Annotated in this window: 15 protein-coding genes and 1 pseudogene; 8 read left to right on the top strand and 8 right to left on the bottom strand. The window is 62.4% G+C overall.

The features are described 5' to 3' along the window. The 3 genes from RHP72_RS10330 to RHP72_RS10320 all read right to left on the bottom strand — a co-directional run bounded on the left by RHP72_RS10330 (position 1) and on the right by RHP72_RS10320 (position 3,286). Positions 1-1,059: an ABC transporter permease gene (locus RHP72_RS10330; protein WP_003940759.1), complete on the bottom strand. Its 1,059-nt coding sequence runs from the start codon at positions 1,057-1,059 to the stop codon at positions 1-3. 63 nt (positions 1,060-1,122) lie between these two features. After that, positions 1,123-2,124 (bottom strand): substrate-binding domain-containing protein, encoded by a 1,002-nt coding sequence (locus RHP72_RS10325; RefSeq protein ID WP_007727338.1) that lies wholly within the window; start codon positions 2,122-2,124, stop codon positions 1,123-1,125. Positions 2,125-2,284: 160 nt separating this feature from the next. Next, positions 2,285-3,286 carry a LacI family DNA-binding transcriptional regulator gene (locus tag RHP72_RS10320; protein ID WP_065455153.1) on the bottom strand — a complete coding sequence of 334 codons (1,002 nt, stop codon included), beginning with the start codon at positions 3,284-3,286 and terminating at the stop codon, positions 2,285-2,287. Positions 3,287-3,401: 115 nt separating this feature from the next. Between RHP72_RS10320 and RHP72_RS10315 the strand changes: the two genes are divergently transcribed. The 4 genes from RHP72_RS10315 (at position 3,402) to RHP72_RS10300 (ending at position 6,937) form a co-directional block, all read left to right on the top strand. Further along, positions 3,402-4,427 carry a Gfo/Idh/MocA family oxidoreductase gene (locus tag RHP72_RS10315; RefSeq protein ID WP_234551620.1) on the top strand — a complete coding sequence of 342 codons (1,026 nt, stop codon included), beginning with the start codon at positions 3,402-3,404 and terminating at the stop codon, positions 4,425-4,427. Further along, entirely contained in the window at positions 4,424-5,200 is a 777-nt protein-coding gene (locus RHP72_RS10310) for a TIM barrel protein (protein ID WP_080726629.1), read from the top strand. The genes RHP72_RS10315 and RHP72_RS10310 overlap by 4 nt, the downstream gene beginning before the upstream one ends. A 173-nt stretch (positions 5,201-5,373) precedes the next feature. After that, positions 5,374-6,558, top strand: a complete 1,185-nt coding sequence (locus tag RHP72_RS10305) for a phytanoyl-CoA dioxygenase family protein (protein WP_311094647.1) — start codon at positions 5,374-5,376, stop codon at positions 6,556-6,558. Positions 6,559-6,619: 61 nt separating this feature from the next. Continuing rightward, on the top strand, positions 6,620-6,937 hold the full coding sequence (locus tag RHP72_RS10300) for a hypothetical protein (protein WP_311094646.1): 318 nt from the start codon (positions 6,620-6,622) through the stop codon (positions 6,935-6,937). 39 nt (positions 6,938-6,976) lie between these two features. On the opposite strand, the gene RHP72_RS10295 is transcribed toward RHP72_RS10300, so the two are convergent. From RHP72_RS10295 to RHP72_RS10275, 5 genes are all read right to left on the bottom strand, one after another. Beyond that, on the bottom strand, positions 6,977-7,357 hold the full coding sequence (locus RHP72_RS10295; protein WP_230359700.1) for a hypothetical protein: 381 nt from the start codon (positions 7,355-7,357) through the stop codon (positions 6,977-6,979). A 103-nt stretch (positions 7,358-7,460) separates the two neighbouring features. Continuing rightward, on the bottom strand, positions 7,461-8,897 hold the full coding sequence (gene iri, locus RHP72_RS10290; protein WP_311094645.1) for a rifampin monooxygenase Iri: 1,437 nt from the start codon (positions 8,895-8,897) through the stop codon (positions 7,461-7,463). A gap of 121 nt (positions 8,898-9,018) precedes the next feature. Continuing rightward, positions 9,019-10,401, bottom strand: coding sequence for an MFS transporter (locus RHP72_RS10285; protein ID WP_311094644.1), 1,383 nt, complete (start codon positions 10,399-10,401; stop codon positions 9,019-9,021). Positions 10,402-10,431: 30 nt separating this feature from the next. Then, entirely contained in the window at positions 10,432-11,580 is a 1,149-nt protein-coding gene (locus RHP72_RS10280; protein WP_311094643.1) for a Gfo/Idh/MocA family oxidoreductase, read from the bottom strand. Between the two features lie 106 nt (positions 11,581-11,686). Continuing rightward, positions 11,687-12,424 carry a GntR family transcriptional regulator gene (locus RHP72_RS10275; protein WP_003941006.1) on the bottom strand — a complete coding sequence of 246 codons (738 nt, stop codon included), beginning with the start codon at positions 12,422-12,424 and terminating at the stop codon, positions 11,687-11,689. Between the two features lie 199 nt (positions 12,425-12,623). Here RHP72_RS10275 and iolC point away from each other — a divergent pair, with 199 nt between their 5' ends. From iolC to iolD, 4 genes and pseudogenes are all read left to right on the top strand, one after another. Next, on the top strand, positions 12,624-13,628 hold the full coding sequence (gene iolC, locus RHP72_RS10270; protein ID WP_230359698.1) for a 5-dehydro-2-deoxygluconokinase: 1,005 nt from the start codon (positions 12,624-12,626) through the stop codon (positions 13,626-13,628). Continuing rightward, positions 13,621-14,520: a hypothetical protein gene (locus RHP72_RS10265; protein ID WP_021332504.1), complete on the top strand. Its 900-nt coding sequence runs from the start codon at positions 13,621-13,623 to the stop codon at positions 14,518-14,520. Before iolC ends, RHP72_RS10265 begins: the two co-directional genes overlap by 8 nt. 21 nt (positions 14,521-14,541) lie before the next feature. Further along, positions 14,542-15,405, top strand: a pseudogene (iolB, locus tag RHP72_RS10260) (5-deoxy-glucuronate isomerase); the annotation flags it as partial. Positions 15,406-15,429: 24 nt separating this feature from the next. Beyond that, entirely contained in the window at positions 15,430-17,385 is a 1,956-nt protein-coding gene (gene iolD, locus RHP72_RS10255) for a 3D-(3,5/4)-trihydroxycyclohexane-1,2-dione acylhydrolase (decyclizing) (protein ID WP_311094851.1), read from the top strand. The last annotated feature ends 43 nt before the right edge of the window (positions 17,386-17,428 follow it).

Genomic DNA, 17,428 nt, shown 5'->3' with positions numbered 1-17,428 from the left:
TCACCTTTTCGCAGCGTAGTTGCGGAATGCGTTGTTGGCGATGACCGCGAAGAGCAGCATGGCGCCGAGGAAGAACTTGAACCAGTCCGGGTTCCAGCCTGCGTAGACGATGCCCTGGTTGGTCATACCGAAGATGAATGCACCGATCGCAGCGCCGATCGCGGTTCCGTAACCACCGGTGAGCAGGCAACCGCCGATGACTGCGGCGATGATGTACAGGAACTCGTTACCGACACCCTGACCGGACTGAACGGTGTTGAACGAGAACAGCAGATGCATGCCCACGAACCAGGCAGCAAAGCCGACGGTCATGAACAAGCCGATCTTGACTGCGGTCACCGGCACACCGATCGCGCGGGCACTGTCCTGATTGCCGCCGACCGCGAAGATCCAGTTGCCGATCTTGGTCTTGAACAAAACAAATGTTGCAATCGCGGTGAACAGCAGCCACCACACGACCGTGATCTTGACGGACACCCCGAAGACCGAGAACGACGACGCGAATACCTTTTTGGCGGAATCGAATCCAGCCATGTCGGAGACGCTGGGTGTGGCCACCTGACCACTCACGAGCTTGGTGACGGCCAGGTTGATACCGGTCAACATCAGGAAAGAACTCAAGGTGATGAGAAAGCTGGGAATCTTCGTCTTCATGACGAGGTAGCCGTTGAAGAATCCGACGGCGAGCGAGACGACCAGCGCCAGAATCGCGCCCACCCACAGGTTGAGGTGCAGGTTGTAGGCGATCATCGACGCGGCGAGCGAGGACGTGGTGACTGCGACGCCGGCGGAGAGGTCGAACTCGCCGCCGATCATGAGCAGGGCGACCGCGCAAGCCATGATGCCGATCGTGGAGCTGGAGTAGAGCACTGTCGCAAGCGCTTCCGGCGTACGGAACGGTGCCGCGACGATACAGAAGAAGATGAAGATGGCGATGGCGCCGACAAGTGAACCCATCTCCGGGCGGAGCAGCAGACGCTGAATGCGCTTTTGCTCCTTCACCCGTTCATCGGTCACGACTTTATGGGCGGCAAGGTCGAGATCTGCCTGAGTGGACATGATTTCCCTTCCGTGCTGGACAGGCGCACGGAGGGCGGACTCTCAGCCCTCCGTGCGCCCGGATCAGCGAGTTCCGTTCTTGGCGTACTCGGCGACCGAGTCGATGTTGGTGTTGTCGATGAACGCGGGTCCGGTCAGGGTGGGCAAGCCACCACCGATCACGTTGCCGTTGTTGAGGTAAAGCCACAGCGAATCGATGGCGAGGTAGCCCTGCAGGAAGGGTTGCTGGTCCACTGCCCACTGCACGTCACCGGATTTGATGGCGTCGACGAGCGCCGCGTTGGTGTCGAAGGTGACGACCTTAGCCTTGCTGCCCGCATTGCCGACCGACGTCACGGACGTCAATGCGAACGGCGCACCGAGCGCGAGAACTCGATCGATTGCCGGGTCCTGTTGAAGTTTCGCGGTGATGGTCGACTCCACCGACGGCATGTCCTTGCCGTTGACGTTGAGAATCTCCGTCGTTCCCTTGAACGACTTCTTCACACCGGCGCACCGTGATTCGAGGCTCACGTTGCCCTGCTCCTGAATCACGCACAGCACCTTGGTGGCACCTTCGGTGTTGAGTCGCTCGCCGGCAGCTTCACCGGCAATCGACTCGTCCTGACCGAAGTACTCCTTGACGCCCATGTCCTTCCAGGTTTCGAGGCCCGAGTTGAGGGCGACCACCGGAATGCCCGCGGCGGTGGCACTTTGGACCGCTGCAACCATGGCGTCGGGCTTCGCGAGCGTGACGGCGATCCCGTCGACCTTGCTGTCGATCGCACTCTGAACCAAGTTGGCCTGGTTCGGTGCCTCGGGATCGGCGGAGTACCGAAGTTCGATGTTGTCCTTGGCCGCTGCGGTTTCGGCGCCCTTGCGCACCAGATCCCAGAACGTGTCACCGGGAACTTCGTGGGTGATCATCGCAATGGTGGCGCGGGGCGTGTCCGCCGTACCCGCGCCCATTCCGGATCCGGAAGAATCCGGCTTACCGCCGGTGCTGGAACAGGCGGCCAGACCCAAGACCACGACTGAGGCTCCGGCCAGTACGGCAACGCTCTTGCGTCCCGTGAGAAACGACATGTGAACTCCCTCTCGACATCAACCAACGGCCCGCGAACGGATGGTGCTCGGTTGTATGTGAAAGATGTAATACCCGTCACAGTCGAATGTCAATAGTTTGTTCTGACATTAGGACTGCTTATCAAAGACCGGACAACCTAGTTTAGGTCGAAACGCCAGGTCAACGCCCTACGAGTCCAGTTGAACCTCGAACTACAAGTTGTGGTTGCGCGACTATGTCCCTGCCCAAGAGTCCACTTCCGGCGTCGAGACGTTCGGAGATTCGCTCCACCGCGGCGCCACCCAGAAACGCCGTGTCCTGCCCGACACTGGTCAGATCGATGTGCGCCAAACCTGCCAATGCACTGTTGTCGAATCCGATCACGGAGACGTCGCCGGGCACCGAGACTCCCGCACGCAAGAAGACGTCCAGGACTCCTAGCGCGCAACGATCGTTGAAAGCGAAGACCGCACCGGGAATCCCTTGTTCGACCATCGACCGCGCGGCGTCCGCGCCGAACTCCTCCGTGAGGCCGCCGGGAAGTATCCGCGATTCCAGTCCGGCCGCCCGCATGGCCTTCCGGTAGCCCTGACGCCTCTCCTGGGCGCCCGGACCGCGTCCGCCGTCGACATGGACAATCGAGCGGTGCCCGAGTCCGACGAGATGATTCACGGCCATCACGGCGCCCGCCTCGTCGTCCGTGCGGACAACGTCCACATGTGCTGAGGGCATCTTCCGGGCGAGCACGACGACGGGAACCTTGGCCGCCAGGTCGACGATCTCCGATTCCGGCGCCTGCGAACCCAACAGCAAGATCGCCTCGCATCGGTCGTCGAGCAGGGTGCGCACGGCGCGCGAGCCAGGCCTGCGGTCCGAGACGGCACTGAGAACGACGTCGTAGCGCAAGCGTTCGGCTGCGTCGTAGATCTCGTCGAGCAGTTCCGCGTGAAAGGTTTGCGCGGCAACATAACTGACACCGATCAGGCGGCTGCGATGCTGGCGCAGCAGTCGCGCCGCGTTGTCGGGTCGATAGCCGAGTTCGTCCGCGGCCGCCTTGACCCGTACCCGCGTCGCATCGCTGGCACCCGGGACATCGCGAATGACTATGGACACCAGTGCGCGTGACACACCGGCCAGGTCTGCTACGTCTTGCAAGGTGGGGCGTCGACTGTTCACCTCCACAGACTAGATCGTTCCAGCGAATACACGCCGAAACGTTGACGCACGAGGCAACCAGCGCTTTACTGACACGACTAGAACGATCTAGTTCCTCATCCTCACTCCGAACGGAGCCCCCATGTCTGCCTCTGTTGCAGTCGGTCTGATCGGCGCTGGATGGATCGGCCGTTTCCACGGCGAGTCCGTCGCGCTGCGTATCCCCGGCACCCGTCTCGTCGCCGTCGCCGATCCTGCGCCCGGCGCTGCGGCGTCGTTGATCGAACGTGTCAGTCCCGACGCCCGCGCGTACACCGACGCCCTTGAGCTGATTGCCGATCCGACCGTCGAAGCGGTGCTCATCAGTACGCCCGCATCAACTCACACCGATCTCGTGGTAGCAGCAGCGGAGGCCGGCAAGCATGTCTTCTGCGAAAAGCCGATGGCTTTGACACTCGAGGACGCCGATCGCGCAATCGGCGCATGCGCCGCGAACAATGTTGCGCTGCAGGTCGGTTTCAACCGGCGCTTCGCCGCCGACTTCGCCGCGGCACACGACGTGATCACCTCCGGTGGGATCGGGACACCGCAGCTACTTCGCTCTCTGACTCGCGATCCGGGAATCACCGCCGACGTCGCCTCTCGAGTCAAGCCGTGGACGATCTTCAACGAGACACTGATTCACGACTTCGACGCCCTGCTCTGGCTCAACCCGGGGGCACGCGTCGTCGAGGTGTTCGCGCAGGCCGATGCTCTCGTCCATCCGCAGTACAAGGAGCAGGGGTACCTCGATACGTCGATGGTTCAGTTGCGGTTCGACAACGGCGCCCTCGCGTCGGCCGAGGCCAACTTCCAGGCCACCTACGGTTACGACGTTCGCGGCGAGGTTTTCGGTTCCGGTGGAATGGTGAGTGCAGGCGAGGTCACGCGGACCGCGATGCGTCATTACAGCTCACCGGGCGTTCTGGCCGACACACCTCGGGTGAACATCGAACTGTTTCACGACGCCTATGTTGCCCAGCTGGCGCACTTCGCAGACTGCATCCTCTCCGGCAGCGCGCCGTCGGTCGACGGTCTCGATGCTCGCAACGCCCTGGAAATCGCACTGGCTGCAAAAGAATCCGTGGAAACCGGACTGCCCGTATCGCTGCTGTCGGTGCCGCAGTGAGCCCCTTCGATTTGGCGGTCTCTGCCGAGATGACGTTCACCGAACTCCCTGTCGTCGAACGCATTCGGCGGATCTCGGAGGCGGGGTTCGCAGCCGAGATCTGGAGTTGGCAAGACAAGGACCTCGATGCTCTGGTCGCCACCGGGGCTCGGTTCTCCTCGATGACCGGCTATCTTCACGGCGATTTGTTCGATGAAGCGGGCAGCGCCGAACTCGTACGTACAGCGGCGCTATGCCTCACGCCGGCAGCGAAACTCGGCGTTCCTCGGCTGAACTTCCATACCGGCGAGCTGATCGACGGACAGGCCGCGCGCCCGCAGTATCGAACTACGGGAGCGATGTGGCTGACGGCCCAACGCGCTCTCGAGAAGATCGCGCGACTGGGTGAAGACGCCGGAGTCGTCTTCTGCCTCGAGAATCTCAATACGATCGTCGATCACCCTGGCGTACCGATGGCCCGCGCCAAAGACACTCTGGCACTGGTGGAATCCGTCTCACACCCCAACCTCAAGATGATGCTCGACCTCTACCACGCACAGATCGGCGAAGGAAACCTCATCGAACTCGTGCGGCGTTGCGGTGACAACATCGGCGAGATTCAGGTGGCCGACGTACCCGGCCGATGCGAACCCGGAACCGGCGAGATCAACTACCCAGCCATCGCACGCGTTCTCGCCGAGCAGGGTTACACCGGCACGATCGGATTGGAGGGCTGGGCATCCGGAGACAGTGACACCGCACTCACTGCTTTCCGGAACGCCTTCACTCTCTAACTCTCACCCAGGAACGTGATCCCGTCGTAGCGCGCAGATCTTCCGTCACCGGTCGAGTCCAAGGGGAGCGCTTCCTGAGGTCTTTTTGATGGATTTCAGGGGTAGTTTCGATGGCTTTTCCTTGGCAGTCTTTGAGTCACAGCACATCGTGAACTCCGCAGGAAGGCCCCCGAATGACTCCAGCACTGACCGACCACACCGTGCCGTTCGCGGGTAGATTGCACCGAGAAGATTGCAACATCGAAGACTTCGCCGCTCTGGTCGCACACGAGACAGACCCCGTCGATTACCCGTACGCCCATTCGGTGGCCGACGGCGTTCTTCTCTACCGCTCGGATGCTCTGGTCGACAAATTGTCGAATCCTGAAATCCGGGCGGAGATTCAGGACGAGATCGCCCGCGCGTTACTCACCGGTCCAGGCATCACGGTCTTCCAAGGCGCGTTCGACGCGGAGGTATTGGATCGCGCCAGTGCGGTCTTCCGTGAACTCATTGCGCGCCAACACGAAGCCGGCGCGGTGTCCGGAGATCACTTCGCCAAACCCGGAGCCAATGACCGGATCTGGGGAGCACAACTGAAGTTGGCGCTCGAAGATCCCAAGGCTTACGTCGACTACTACGCAAACAGCATTGTCGCTTTGGCTTCGGAAGCCTGGCTCGGCCCCATGTATCAGGTGACGTCGGACGTCAACGTCGTCAATCCCGGTGGCGCCGCACAGAATCCACATCGCGACTACCACCTCGGTTTCATGTCGAGCGACGTCGCTGCGAAGTTCCGAGCGCACGTTCATCGCTTGACCCCCGCCCTCACCTTGCAAGGTGCAGTCGCCCATGTGGACATGCCGGCCGAGACGGGCCCGACGAAATATCTGCCGTACTCCCAACAATTCGAATCCGGATACCTCGCGTTCGAGCGTCCCGAGTTCAAGGAGTTCTTCGAGGCCAATTACGTCCAATTACCTTTGGAGAAGGGAGATGCCGTCTTCTTCAACCCTGCACTGTTCCACGCCGCCGGCCACAACAAATCCGCCGACGTCCTGCGCATGGCAAATCTTCTTCAGGTGTCGTCAGCCTTCGGTCGCGCCCTCGGAACCATTGACCGGGACGCGCTCGTCAACGCGATCTATCCGGCACTGCTCGCCCTCAGCGAAGCAGGTTCCGACGAGTCCGTTCGCTGTGCCGTCGCCGCTTCCGCTGAGGGCTACGCCTTCCCGACCAATCTGGACCGAGACCAACCGATCGACGGCCTCGCGCCTCAGACGCAGGCCGAACTAGTGATGGAGGCGGTTCGCGAGCGGATCTCGCCTGACCATCTGGCCGAGTTGCTGAAGGCACAGTCCGAGAGACGAATGGCCTGAGGGACGACAGCGCTGACGAGACTCGGACCGCCCAATGCCGGTCAGTCGGTATGCTCGTGGCATGGGGTGGGACTTGTTAGTGCTGTTCGCCATGACCGGCCCGTTGGCGGTGTTCGGGTGGGCGGCTGTTCGGGCAAGGCGCCGCGGGCTTGGGGGGTCGTTCGTCGGGCCGTTTCAGGAGATGTTCGATCCCGGTGCGGCGCGAGCACAGACTGTCATCGAACAGATCGCGGAACTTCCGGATCCTGCGGACTCCGGCGACCCGGACAACGACGACGATGTGCCGTACACAGTCGCCTACGAGGGTGTTCGGCTCCACATCAACCCCGGTAAGGCTCGACAGCGCGGAGGCGACGGGACCACCAAGCGAGCTCAGTGAAAGTCGGACCGGATACAACGCGAGGGAGAACTGGTTCAGTCAGGGCCGGCGAAGTTGATAGGTGACACCGTTCTCCAACTCATCTGAGCTGAAGGACTCCGGAGAGAAGTGGCCCAAGCTCACCTCATAGTTTCTCTGGTTTGCGGGGACGGCATCAAAATGTGCGGTGTAGGAGCAGGTGCTCATTCCGTCGGGAAGTTGATCGATTGCCTCGACCTCGAGTGCCGACCTTGTGGATGCAGCGCCGCTGCCCCCGAAAATCTGAATCTGGTCGTTCGGAGCAACACGAATCATGTCAATCACGCACTCTCCAGAGACCGTCTCGGCCTGCTCTGCCTGACCGGTCACCGTTATCGTGGCGGCAAAGGTTTTCGGCACATCGACATTGGTCGTGCAGCTTGTCAGCATCAGCGCTCCCACAGAGCCCGCTGCCGCAGCCGCAACCTGTGCTGACCTTCGCCTCATAGTCGTCAACGGTAGTGCGTCCGAGTCGCCACGGTGCTCGGTTGCCGAATCCGAAGAGTCACACGGGGCCCGTCGCCGGCCGGCCGAACCACGTGGACAGCTGAGTATCCAACTCCGCCTGCGAATCCCCGACCCATGCCACATGACCGTCCGGCCGAAGCAGGACAGCCGGAGCGTCCAATTCAGTGCTTGTGTCAACGATGTGGTCGGCGCGATCGCTCCAACCATCGACGGACAGTTGGCCACCCTGGTCGAGAAGAAGTCCGCGGCCGGATCGCATCAGGTCGTACAGGTTGCCGCGCGTCAACGCGATGTTCCGCAGCCGCCGACCGAGTAGGTCGTCACCTTCGCCGAAGTCGTAGCGAATCGAGATCGCAGTGATCTTCTCGGTCAGATAACGCTTGACGTCTTCGAATTCCATCAACTCGGAGATCAAGCGTCGCACAGCTTGTGGACCGGCTGCGGTGGAGATCAGCTCCGCCTGCGCGCGCGTGTTGTCGAGGACGTCGGCAGCCACCGGACGCCGTTCCGATTCGTACGTGTCGAGCAGGCTCTCCGGCGCCCAACCGTTAATCCCTGCGGCGAGCTTCCAGCCGAGGTTGAAGGCATCTTGCACACCGAGATTGAGGCCTTGACCGCCCATCGGTGGGTGGATGTGTGCGGCATCGCCGGCGAGGAACACCCGGTCGCGCCGGTAGTGCTCCGCCAGACGGGTGGCGTCACCGAAGCGCGAGAGCCACCGCGGCGAGTGCACACCGAAGTCGGTACCCGCAATGGCCAGTAGCTGTTGTTTGATGTCGTCGAGGGTGGTCGGTGTTGCGCGACCGTCGGCAACTTCGGCCGCAGGGACCACGACACGAAAAGCGCCGTTACCGGCGGGACCGACTCCGAATCGTTTGTGCGTTTCCCGGATTTCGGCGACAACGGCGGCCAGTTCATCAGCCGGCATGGTCACGTCCATTTCGCCGATCAACGTGTCGGCGCTAGACGGCTCGCCGGGAAACCCGACGTCGATCAGCTTCCGAACAGTGCTGCGGCCGCCGTCGCAGCCCACGAGATAACGCGCGTGAAGTGTTGTGCCGTCGGATAATTCCGCTGTGACGCTATCGGTATCTTGACGGATCGCGACGACGCGCTTCCCTCGCTGAATGTCCGCACCGACTTCGGTGGCATGTTCGGCAAGAATCCTGTCGATCTCGGGCTGAGGAATGCCCAGTACGTACCCGTGCGCAGTATCGAGGTGCGCCGGTGCCGGTTTGCTGATCCCCGCGAAGAATCCACCGAGCGGATACTTGCGGCCGTGCGCGAGGAACTTGTCCAGCAACCCGCGCTGCTCCATGATTTCGATGCTGCGCACATGGATGCCGAGGGCACGGACGAACTGAGTCGGCTCCTCGTCCTTGTCCACGACGACGACATCGACGCCCTGCAGCCGGAGCTCACCTGCCAGCATCAATCCAGTTGGTCCAGCACCGACAATGATGACGTCACTCATGCGATCCCCTCCTTCGGGCAAGGCTTTTGCTTGCTCGCAGCAGACGAGTGTGCACCATCACCGGGGCCTTGCCGCAAGCCCCGGGTCCCGCGTTATGATGAAGGTGGCGGAAGACGCTTCATCAGCGCACCAACACCACAGCACCCGTATCGCGTGGGAGCCGCCAACTCTCGATCACCGTCGGCACCAGCATGGCCCCGAGAACACCCAGCGTCAGAGAAAACGGCACTCCGCCGCTCAGATCCTCCGACTCCGCCAACGGTGTACAGAGCGTGATCACCAAAGCGGACAGTGCAATACCCAGACCGGACGCCAACTCTTGCAGCGTTGCATGCAGAGTATTGGCATCGGTCAGCTCACCCGAGTCGACGTCGGCGAACGCCAAGCTGTTGTACGCGGTGAACCCGATGGATCGCAACGCGCCACTGACAAACAGTGCGACAGCGATTACGACGTCCGGTGTCGTCGACGAGATCAGTACCAGCGCACCGAAGCACACCACCGACAGAACTCCGTTTCCCACCAGAACTAGTCTGATCCCGAACCTGCGCATGAGCGGAGTGGTGAGCGGTTTGATCGCGATATTCCCCGCGAACAGAGCCATCACCAGCAGACCGGCCTTGAACGCCGACATTTCGAATCCCACTTGGAACAACAACGGCAGCACAAACGGCACGCCCATGATCACGAGCCGGTACAGCGAGCCGCTCGACGCGACGAGCCGAAACGATCGAAGTCGGAGGACGCCGAGCGCGATGAGCGGATGATCCGACCGGACGAGGTGAATGACGGCCAAGCTCAACAAGATCAGAGCCGCAACGATCCCGAGGCCCACTCGTAGCCAGTCGGTTCCGGCACTGTGCACGCTGTCGAGCGCCACGACAAGCACTGCGACGCCTGCTCCGATCACCACCAATCCCAGCCAGTCGAGGCTCCGTTTCTGCGCCTCCCGAATGTCGGGCACCATGCGCAATGCCAGCAGAAACCCGACGATCCCGATCGGAACGTTGATCAGAAAGATCCAGCGCCACGAAGCGATCGACACGATGGCTCCACCCACAGCGGGCGCAAGAACCGGCGCTGTGAGCGCCGGCCACGTCAAGTAGGCGATAGCCCGTACGAGTTCCGCCTTCGACGTCACCCGCAATACTGCGAGCCGCCCTACCGGCACCATCATGGCGCCGCCTACCCCTTGTAAAGCACGCATTCCCACCAGCATCGGGAGGGAGGTGCTCAGTGCACATCCCACCGATGCCACCGCGAAAACAGCTATGGCAGAGATGAAGACACGTCGCGTTCCGAACCTGTCGGCCATCCATCCGCTCGCCGGGATCAGGACGGCCAACACCAGGAGGTACGAAGAAACGGCGACATTGACGTCGACGGCATCAACTCCGAAAGATTGGGCGATCGACGGCAGTGCCGTTGCGAGAATCGTCGCGTCCAGCATCTCCATGAACAGCGCTGCTGCCACGAGCAGCGCCAGTCCGCGGGGAAATGTCACTGCACCAGAGCCTTTCGGAGGAGCTGTGGATCAGCCGAGAGAAATCCAGCTGCCGGAGGTCACCGAGGCGACCATCGCGTCCAGGGCCTGTGCGGACGCGACTGCATCAGCGATGGTCGCGCCCTGCGGCGCTCCGTCCACGATCGAGGCGATGAAATTGCGAGCCTCGATCACTTTCAGGTCGTCGTAGCCCATCGCGTTGGCCGCGCCAGGCTGGAAGCGGCCGAACTCACCGGACTCGGGGCCGACCAGAACCGTCGTGACGGATTGGTCCTGATACTTCGAGCCGAGGCTGGTGCCCAGTTCACCCATCCGGCGGTAGTCCCAGAACACGGCACCCTTCGTGCCGTGAACCTCGAATCCGTAATTGTTCTGCTCTCCCACGGCGACGCGGCATGCTTCGAGGGTGCACCGGCCACCCGAGCCGAGGCGCAGCAGTGCGCTGACGAAGTCTTCGTTCTCGACAGCCCCCATCTCCCCACCGCTGGCCCGCGCATGTCCACTGGTAGCGGCGGACGGACGCGCACGCTCCGGGATGAAGATCGCAGTATCCGCAACGAGAGCGTCGACGTCACCGAGAAGATGACGAATCAGATCGATGCCGTGCGAGGCCAAGTCGCCCAGGACGCCGGCGCCGCCGCGTTCACGCTCGTATCGCCAACTCAAAGCACCTTCAGGGTGGGCCGCATAGTCGCTGAGGAAACGAAAACGCGAGTGCGTGATCGTGCCCAACTCCCCTGAGTCGATCAGGCTTTTTGCCAGGGCCACAGCCGGCGCGTTTCGGTAGTTGAAGCCGACGGTCGACTGCACACCGGCCTTCGAGACTGCTGCGGCAACAGCTTTGGCGTCTTCCGTGGACAAGCCGACGGGCTTCTCGATCCAGATGTGTTTGCCGGCTTCTGCCATTGCGACGCCGATTTCACGGTGCAAGAAGTTCGGGGCCGTGATGCTCACCGCGTCGATGGCCGGATCGGCTGCGATATCGCGCCAATCCTGGGTGAAAGCTTCGAAACCGAATTGGTCCGCTGCTTCCTCCCCTCGGCCAGGCACCTCGTCGGCGACGGCGGCCATGCGGATCACGGGAAGCTGGGGATAGTGTTGCCGCAGACGCAGATACGCCTGCGTGTGGACGCGGCCCATCCATCCGAATCCGGCAACTGCTACTGAAATGCCTGTCATGAGGCTCCGTTCGGGTCAAATGATCGAAGGATCGCAGAAATGCTGGGATCACAAATCACCCCCACTGACTCGGTCAGGCGGGTACTCGTGTCACCGGGATCGAGATCTAGCGGTCGACCACGGTGGTGTCGAAGTAGTAACGCGACGCTCGGTAGCAGTGGCTGCCGTACTCGACGGCGCTACCTGAATCGTCAAATGCAGTGCGGCTCATGGTCAAGAGGGCAGCACCCACTTTCTCGTCGAGCAATCCTGCTTCTTCGCGAGTCGCCGCCCGAGCGCCGATTCGCTGCCGCGCCACACGGATGTGAACGCCGCGAGTTCGCAAGGTTTGGTACAGCCCCTGTGTCTCCAACTCCTCGGGATCGGGTGCGATGTCCACCGGAATGTAGTTGGTCATCACGGCAAGCGGTTCGCCGTTGGTGCTTCGCAGACGCCTGATGGTGGCCACTTCGGCGTCAGGTTCGAGGTTGAGTTCCGCGGCAACGTCCTCGGCGGGAACTCCCACCGTGAACTCGAGCAGCTTGGTCGTCGGCGCCTGGCCGGCCCTCGCAAGGTCGTCGAACAGGCTGGTGAGCTCGACCGGGCGGTGCACCGGACTTTGCACCACCTGAGTTCCGACTCCCCGCTTACGAACAAGTAGTCCCTTGTCCACCAGCTCCTGGATCGCGCGTCGAGTGGTCGGACGTGAGAGATTGAGCCGTTTGGCCAACGCCAGTTCATTCTCGAAGCGATCACCTGGGGCAAGTTCGCCACCGAGAATAGCGCCCTCGATTGCCTGTGCCAGCTGAAAATACAGCGGCACCGGGCTCGAGCGGTCCAACTCGACGGCGAGTGCTGCGACCACGGCCAACTCCGATCTGTCTTGGGAAGGCGCCGTATCGACGCTACTTCTCTCGGCAGTGTATGCGAACACTAACATTCACTTGACCGCAAGTCATAATGTCCAGACAAACTATTGACAATCGCTGTGTCGCGGCGCACAGTTTCAGTCATACATCGGTGCCCTGCGTGGGCAACCCACCACGAACTCTCGGGAGTCAGTTTTGACAAGCATCAACACTCACCAGAGCGGGTCACACATCCCTGACGCACCCTTCGACGTGCTTGCCATCGGCCGATCGGGGGTGGACATCTACCCACTTCAGACCGGTGTCGGACTCGAGGACGTCGAGACGTTCGGCAAGTTCCTCGGCGGCAGCGCAGCCAATGTCTCGGTGGCGGCCGCGCGCCTCGGCCGGCGAGCAGCACTGATCTCCGGCGTAGGCAGCGATCCTTTCGGGAAGTTCGTCACACGCGAGTTGGCACGTCTGGGCGTCGACAACAGGTTTGTCGTCACCAATTCCGAGTACCCGACACCGGTGACGTTCTGCGAGATCTTCCCTCCTGACGACTTTCCGCTGTACTTCTACCGCAAGCCGCATGCGCCTGATCTTCGGATCACCCCGCAAGACATCGACCTCGACGCCGTTCGAGCATCGTCCCTCTACTGGTCGACTGTGACAGGGCTGTCCGAAGAACCGAGTCGCAGTGCACACTTCGCTGCCTGGGAAGCCCGCGAACGACGCCCGCTGACGGTCCTCGATCTGGACTACCGCCCGATGTTCTGGTCGACGCCCCAAGAAGCAACCAATCAGGTGCAGCGCGCTCTGGCGCACGTGACAGTAGCCGTCGGAAACCGCGAAGAGTGCGAGATCGCGGTCGGTGAGACCAATCCGAACAAGGCCGCCGACGCGCTTCTCGACCTCGGCGTCGAACTGGCCATCGTGAAGCAGGGCCCGAAGGGCGTACTCGGCAAAACGCGAAAGCAGTCGATCACCGTGCCGCCCAACGCCGTCGACGTGGTCAACGGGCTGGGAGCAGGCGACAGCTTCGGCGGATCACTGTGCCACGGACTGTTGGCCGGGTGGCCGCTGGAGAAGGTACTGCGGTACGCCAACGCGGCCGGCGCGATAGTCGCATCTCGGCTCGAATGCTCCACTGCGATGCCGACCGCCGAAGAAGTCCACGATCTCGCCGAAGCCACAGCCACGGAGGCAGTCAATGTCTGACAAGCTCGCCGCCCGCCCCCTCGCCACCACCTACGCCGAAGTGACGGAACTGCGTGCGAGCGATCCGCAGATCATCGAAAAGGCCTGGGCAGCGCGAACTCCTCGCGCCACTGTTCGAGGCAATGGTCGACTGATGATCGTCGCTGCCGATCACCCGGCCCGTGGGGCACTGTCTGTCGGTGGCAAGCCGACAGCGATGAACAGTCGTACAGATCTGCTCGACAGATTACGCACTGCGCTCGACAATCCCGGAGTCGACGGCGTTCTCGGCACCGCGGACATTCTCGACGATCTGCTCCTCCTCGGCGCCCTCGACGACAAGGTCGTCTTCTCGTCGATGAACCGCGGCGGCCTGGCAGGCGCGAGCTTCGAACTCGACGACCGCATGACGGGATACACCGCGGCGGGCACCGCGAAGTTCGGAATGAACGGCGGAAAGATGCTGCTACGCATCGCACTCGACGACGCGGGCACACTGCCCACCATGACGGCATGTGCCGAAGCCGTGGACGAACTGGCCGCGGCCGGACTGATCGCGATGCTCGAGCCGTTTCTCTCCAGCCGCGTGAACGGCAAGGTCGTCAACGATCTCAGCCCTGACGCCGTCATCAAATCCATCCACATCTCCCAAGGTCTCGGCTCCACCTCGGCGTACACGTGGATGAAACTGCCGGTCGTCGACGAGATGGAACGCGTCATGGATGCGACCACCCTCCCGACGCTCCTCCTGGGGGGAGATCCGCAGATCGCGCCGGAAGAAACGTACGCAAAGTGGGACGCTGCACTTCAGCTGCCGTCCGTGCGCGGACTGATCGTCGGACGCGCGCTGCTATACCCACCCGACGGCGACGTGACCGCGGCCGTCGACACCGCAGTCAAGCTCGTCCACTAGAACCGACCTGGCAGGAGCAAGATGTTCAGCAAGTACTACGTCCCCGCCGGATCGTCCGCCGACGGTGATTTCACGACAGTCGTCACGCCGGAGTCCGCCGGGTGGACCGAATCCAGCTTGTGGACACTCGAACTCGCCCCGGGTGCGAACGTCCACCTGCAGTCCGGCGAGAACGAGATCATCGTCGTTCCACTGGCGGGTTCGGCCGTCGTTGTTGCCGAGGGGACGGAGATTCCCCTGACCGGCCGCGCATCGGTTTTCGACGGTCCCAGCGATTTCGCGTACGTAGGACGCGACGCCGACTACTCGGTCAGCAGCACCGGCGGAGGCCGCTTTGCACTGTGCGGAGCACGCGCCGGCGCAAAGCTCTCCCATCGCTACGGTCCCGCGTCCGGAGTTGCCGTCGAACTCCGCGGTGCCGGAAATTGCAGCCGGCAGGTTCACAACTTCGCCACCGCCGACACCTTCGAGGCAGACTCCATCATCGCGTGTGAAGTCATCACGCCCGGTGGAAACTGGTCGTCGTACCCCAGCCACAAACACGACGAGAACAGCGACGTCGAATCGGCCCTGGAAGAGATCTACTACTTCGAGATCGACAGAAGCCCCACCGGGACCGAAGGTTTCGGCTACCACCGCGTGTACGGAACCGCCGAGAGACCTATCGAGGTGCTCGAGGAAGTCCGCTCGGGCGACGTCGTCCTCGTGCCGCACGGCTATCACGGCCCGTCCATCGCAGCGCCGGGCCACCACATGTACTACCTCAATGTCATGGCAGGTTCGGGCGAGATCCGGGCGTGGAACATCTGTGACGATCCGCAACACACCTGGCTACGTGGAAGCTGGGATCACCAGGACATCGACCCTCGACTGCCGTTGCAGTCCCACAAACTGACGGAAGTGAAAGCTGTGGCACCCACCAACAACGCAACCGGCAATCGTCCACCTCGCGACGAGCCGACCGTATACCTCACCGTTTCTCAAGCTGTCGTCCGCTTCCTCGCCAACCAGTACACCGAACGCGACGGCCAGCGCACCAAGCTGTTCGCCGGCTGCTTCGGAATCTTCGGGCACGGCAACGTCGCCGGACTGGGGCAGGCACTCTTGCAGGCCGAGATCCAGGATCTCGACGCCGGCCGTGAGCCGACACTCCCCTACGTGCTCGGCCGCAATGAACAGGCGATGGTGCACTCGGCTGTCGCGCACGCCCGCATGAAGGACCGCCTGCAGACTTGGGCAGTCTCGTCCAGCGTCGGCCCCGGTGCCACCAATATGATCACCGGCGCGGCACTGGCCACCATCAACCGTCTACCTGTATTACTCCTTCCCGCAGACACTTTCGCGACCCGCGCCAGTGCCCCCGTCTTGCAGGAACTCGAACTCCCGTCGAGCGGCGACGTCACGGTCAACGACGCTTTCAAGCCGGTCTCACGATACTTCGATCGGGTATGGCGCCCGGAGCAGTTGCCGAGCGCTCTGCTCGCCGGGATGCGCGTTCTCACTGATCCCGTCGAAACCGGCGCAGTCACCATCGCCATCCCGCAGGACGTGCAGGCCGAGGCCTTCGACTGGCCCGAGTCCTTCTTCGTCGAACGGGTGTGGCACGTGGCTCGCCCGCTCCCCGAACGATCGGTGATCGAACGCGCCGCCGCGATCATCCGCTCGGCTCGCAAGCCACTGATCGTCGCCGGCGGCGGAGTGATCTACAGCCAGGCCACCGACTCTCTGGCAGCGTTCTGCGCGCAGACCGGAATCCCCGTGGGGCAGAGCCAGGCCGGCAAGGGTTCATTGGTCTACGACCATCCACAATCCGTCGGGGCGGTGGGGTCCACCGGCACCACTGCTGCAAACGCACTGGCCACCGAGTCGGACGTCGTCATCGGAATCGGCACGCGGTACAGCGATTTCACGAGCGCATCCCGCACCGCCTTCACCAATCCAGACGTTCGCTTCGTCAACATCAACGTCGCTTCACTGGATTCCGTGAAGCAGGGCGGTGTCAGTGTGGTGGCCGATGCGCGTGAGGCTCTCGACGCCCTGGCGCTCGCACTGAGCGACTACCGGGTGGACGACGAGTACGCGTCCAGGATCGGTGAACTCGCTCGCGATTGGGATGCTGTCGTCGAATCGGTCTACAACCCGGCCGAACCCGCTGCCGACGGGTCACTGAATCAGAATCAGGTGATCGGCCTGGTCAACACGCTGTCCGATCCACGTGACGTCGTGGTGTGCGCTGCCGGGTCCATGCCGGGTGACCTCCACAAGCTGTGGCGAACCCGTGATTCCAAGGGGTATCACGTCGAATACGGGTACTCGTGCATGGGATACGAAGTTGCCGGCGGTCTAGGCGTCCGCATGGCGTGCCCCGATCGCGACGTGTTCGTGATGGTCGGCGACGGTTCCTATCTGATGATGGCCACCGAATTGGTCACCGCCGTACAGGAACGCCTCAAGGTCATCGTCGTCCTGGTGCAGAATCACGGATTTGCCTCCATCGGTTCACTGTCCGAGTCGCTGGGTTCCCAGCGCTTCGGCACGCAGTACCGCTACCGCTCGAATGACGGACGTCTCGACGGAGGGGTTCTCCCGGTCGATCTGGCCGCGAACGCCGCCAGCCTCGGTGTCGACGTCATCCGCGCCAACACCGCTGCAGAGTTCGCCGACGCGATCAAGGTTGCCAAAGCAAGCGACACCAGCACCGTCATCCACGTCGAAACCGATCCGCTGATCGGCGCCCCGGACAGCGAATCCTGGTGGGATGTACCGGTATCGGCCACCTCCGAACTGGAGTCCACCAAGAAAGCACGGACAACTTACGAGTCCTGGAAGAAGATCCAGCGACCGTACCTCCGTCCATCCGAATGAAAATTCCGCACAACCACACCCCATAAAGCTTGCCCGCGAAAGG

Origin of the sequence: Rhodococcus sp. SG20037 (assembly GCF_031763325.1) — a bacterium.
Lineage (GTDB): Bacteria > Actinomycetota > Actinomycetes > Mycobacteriales > Mycobacteriaceae > Rhodococcus_F > Rhodococcus_F qingshengii.
This window is presented reverse-complemented; position numbering and strand designations above follow the sequence as displayed.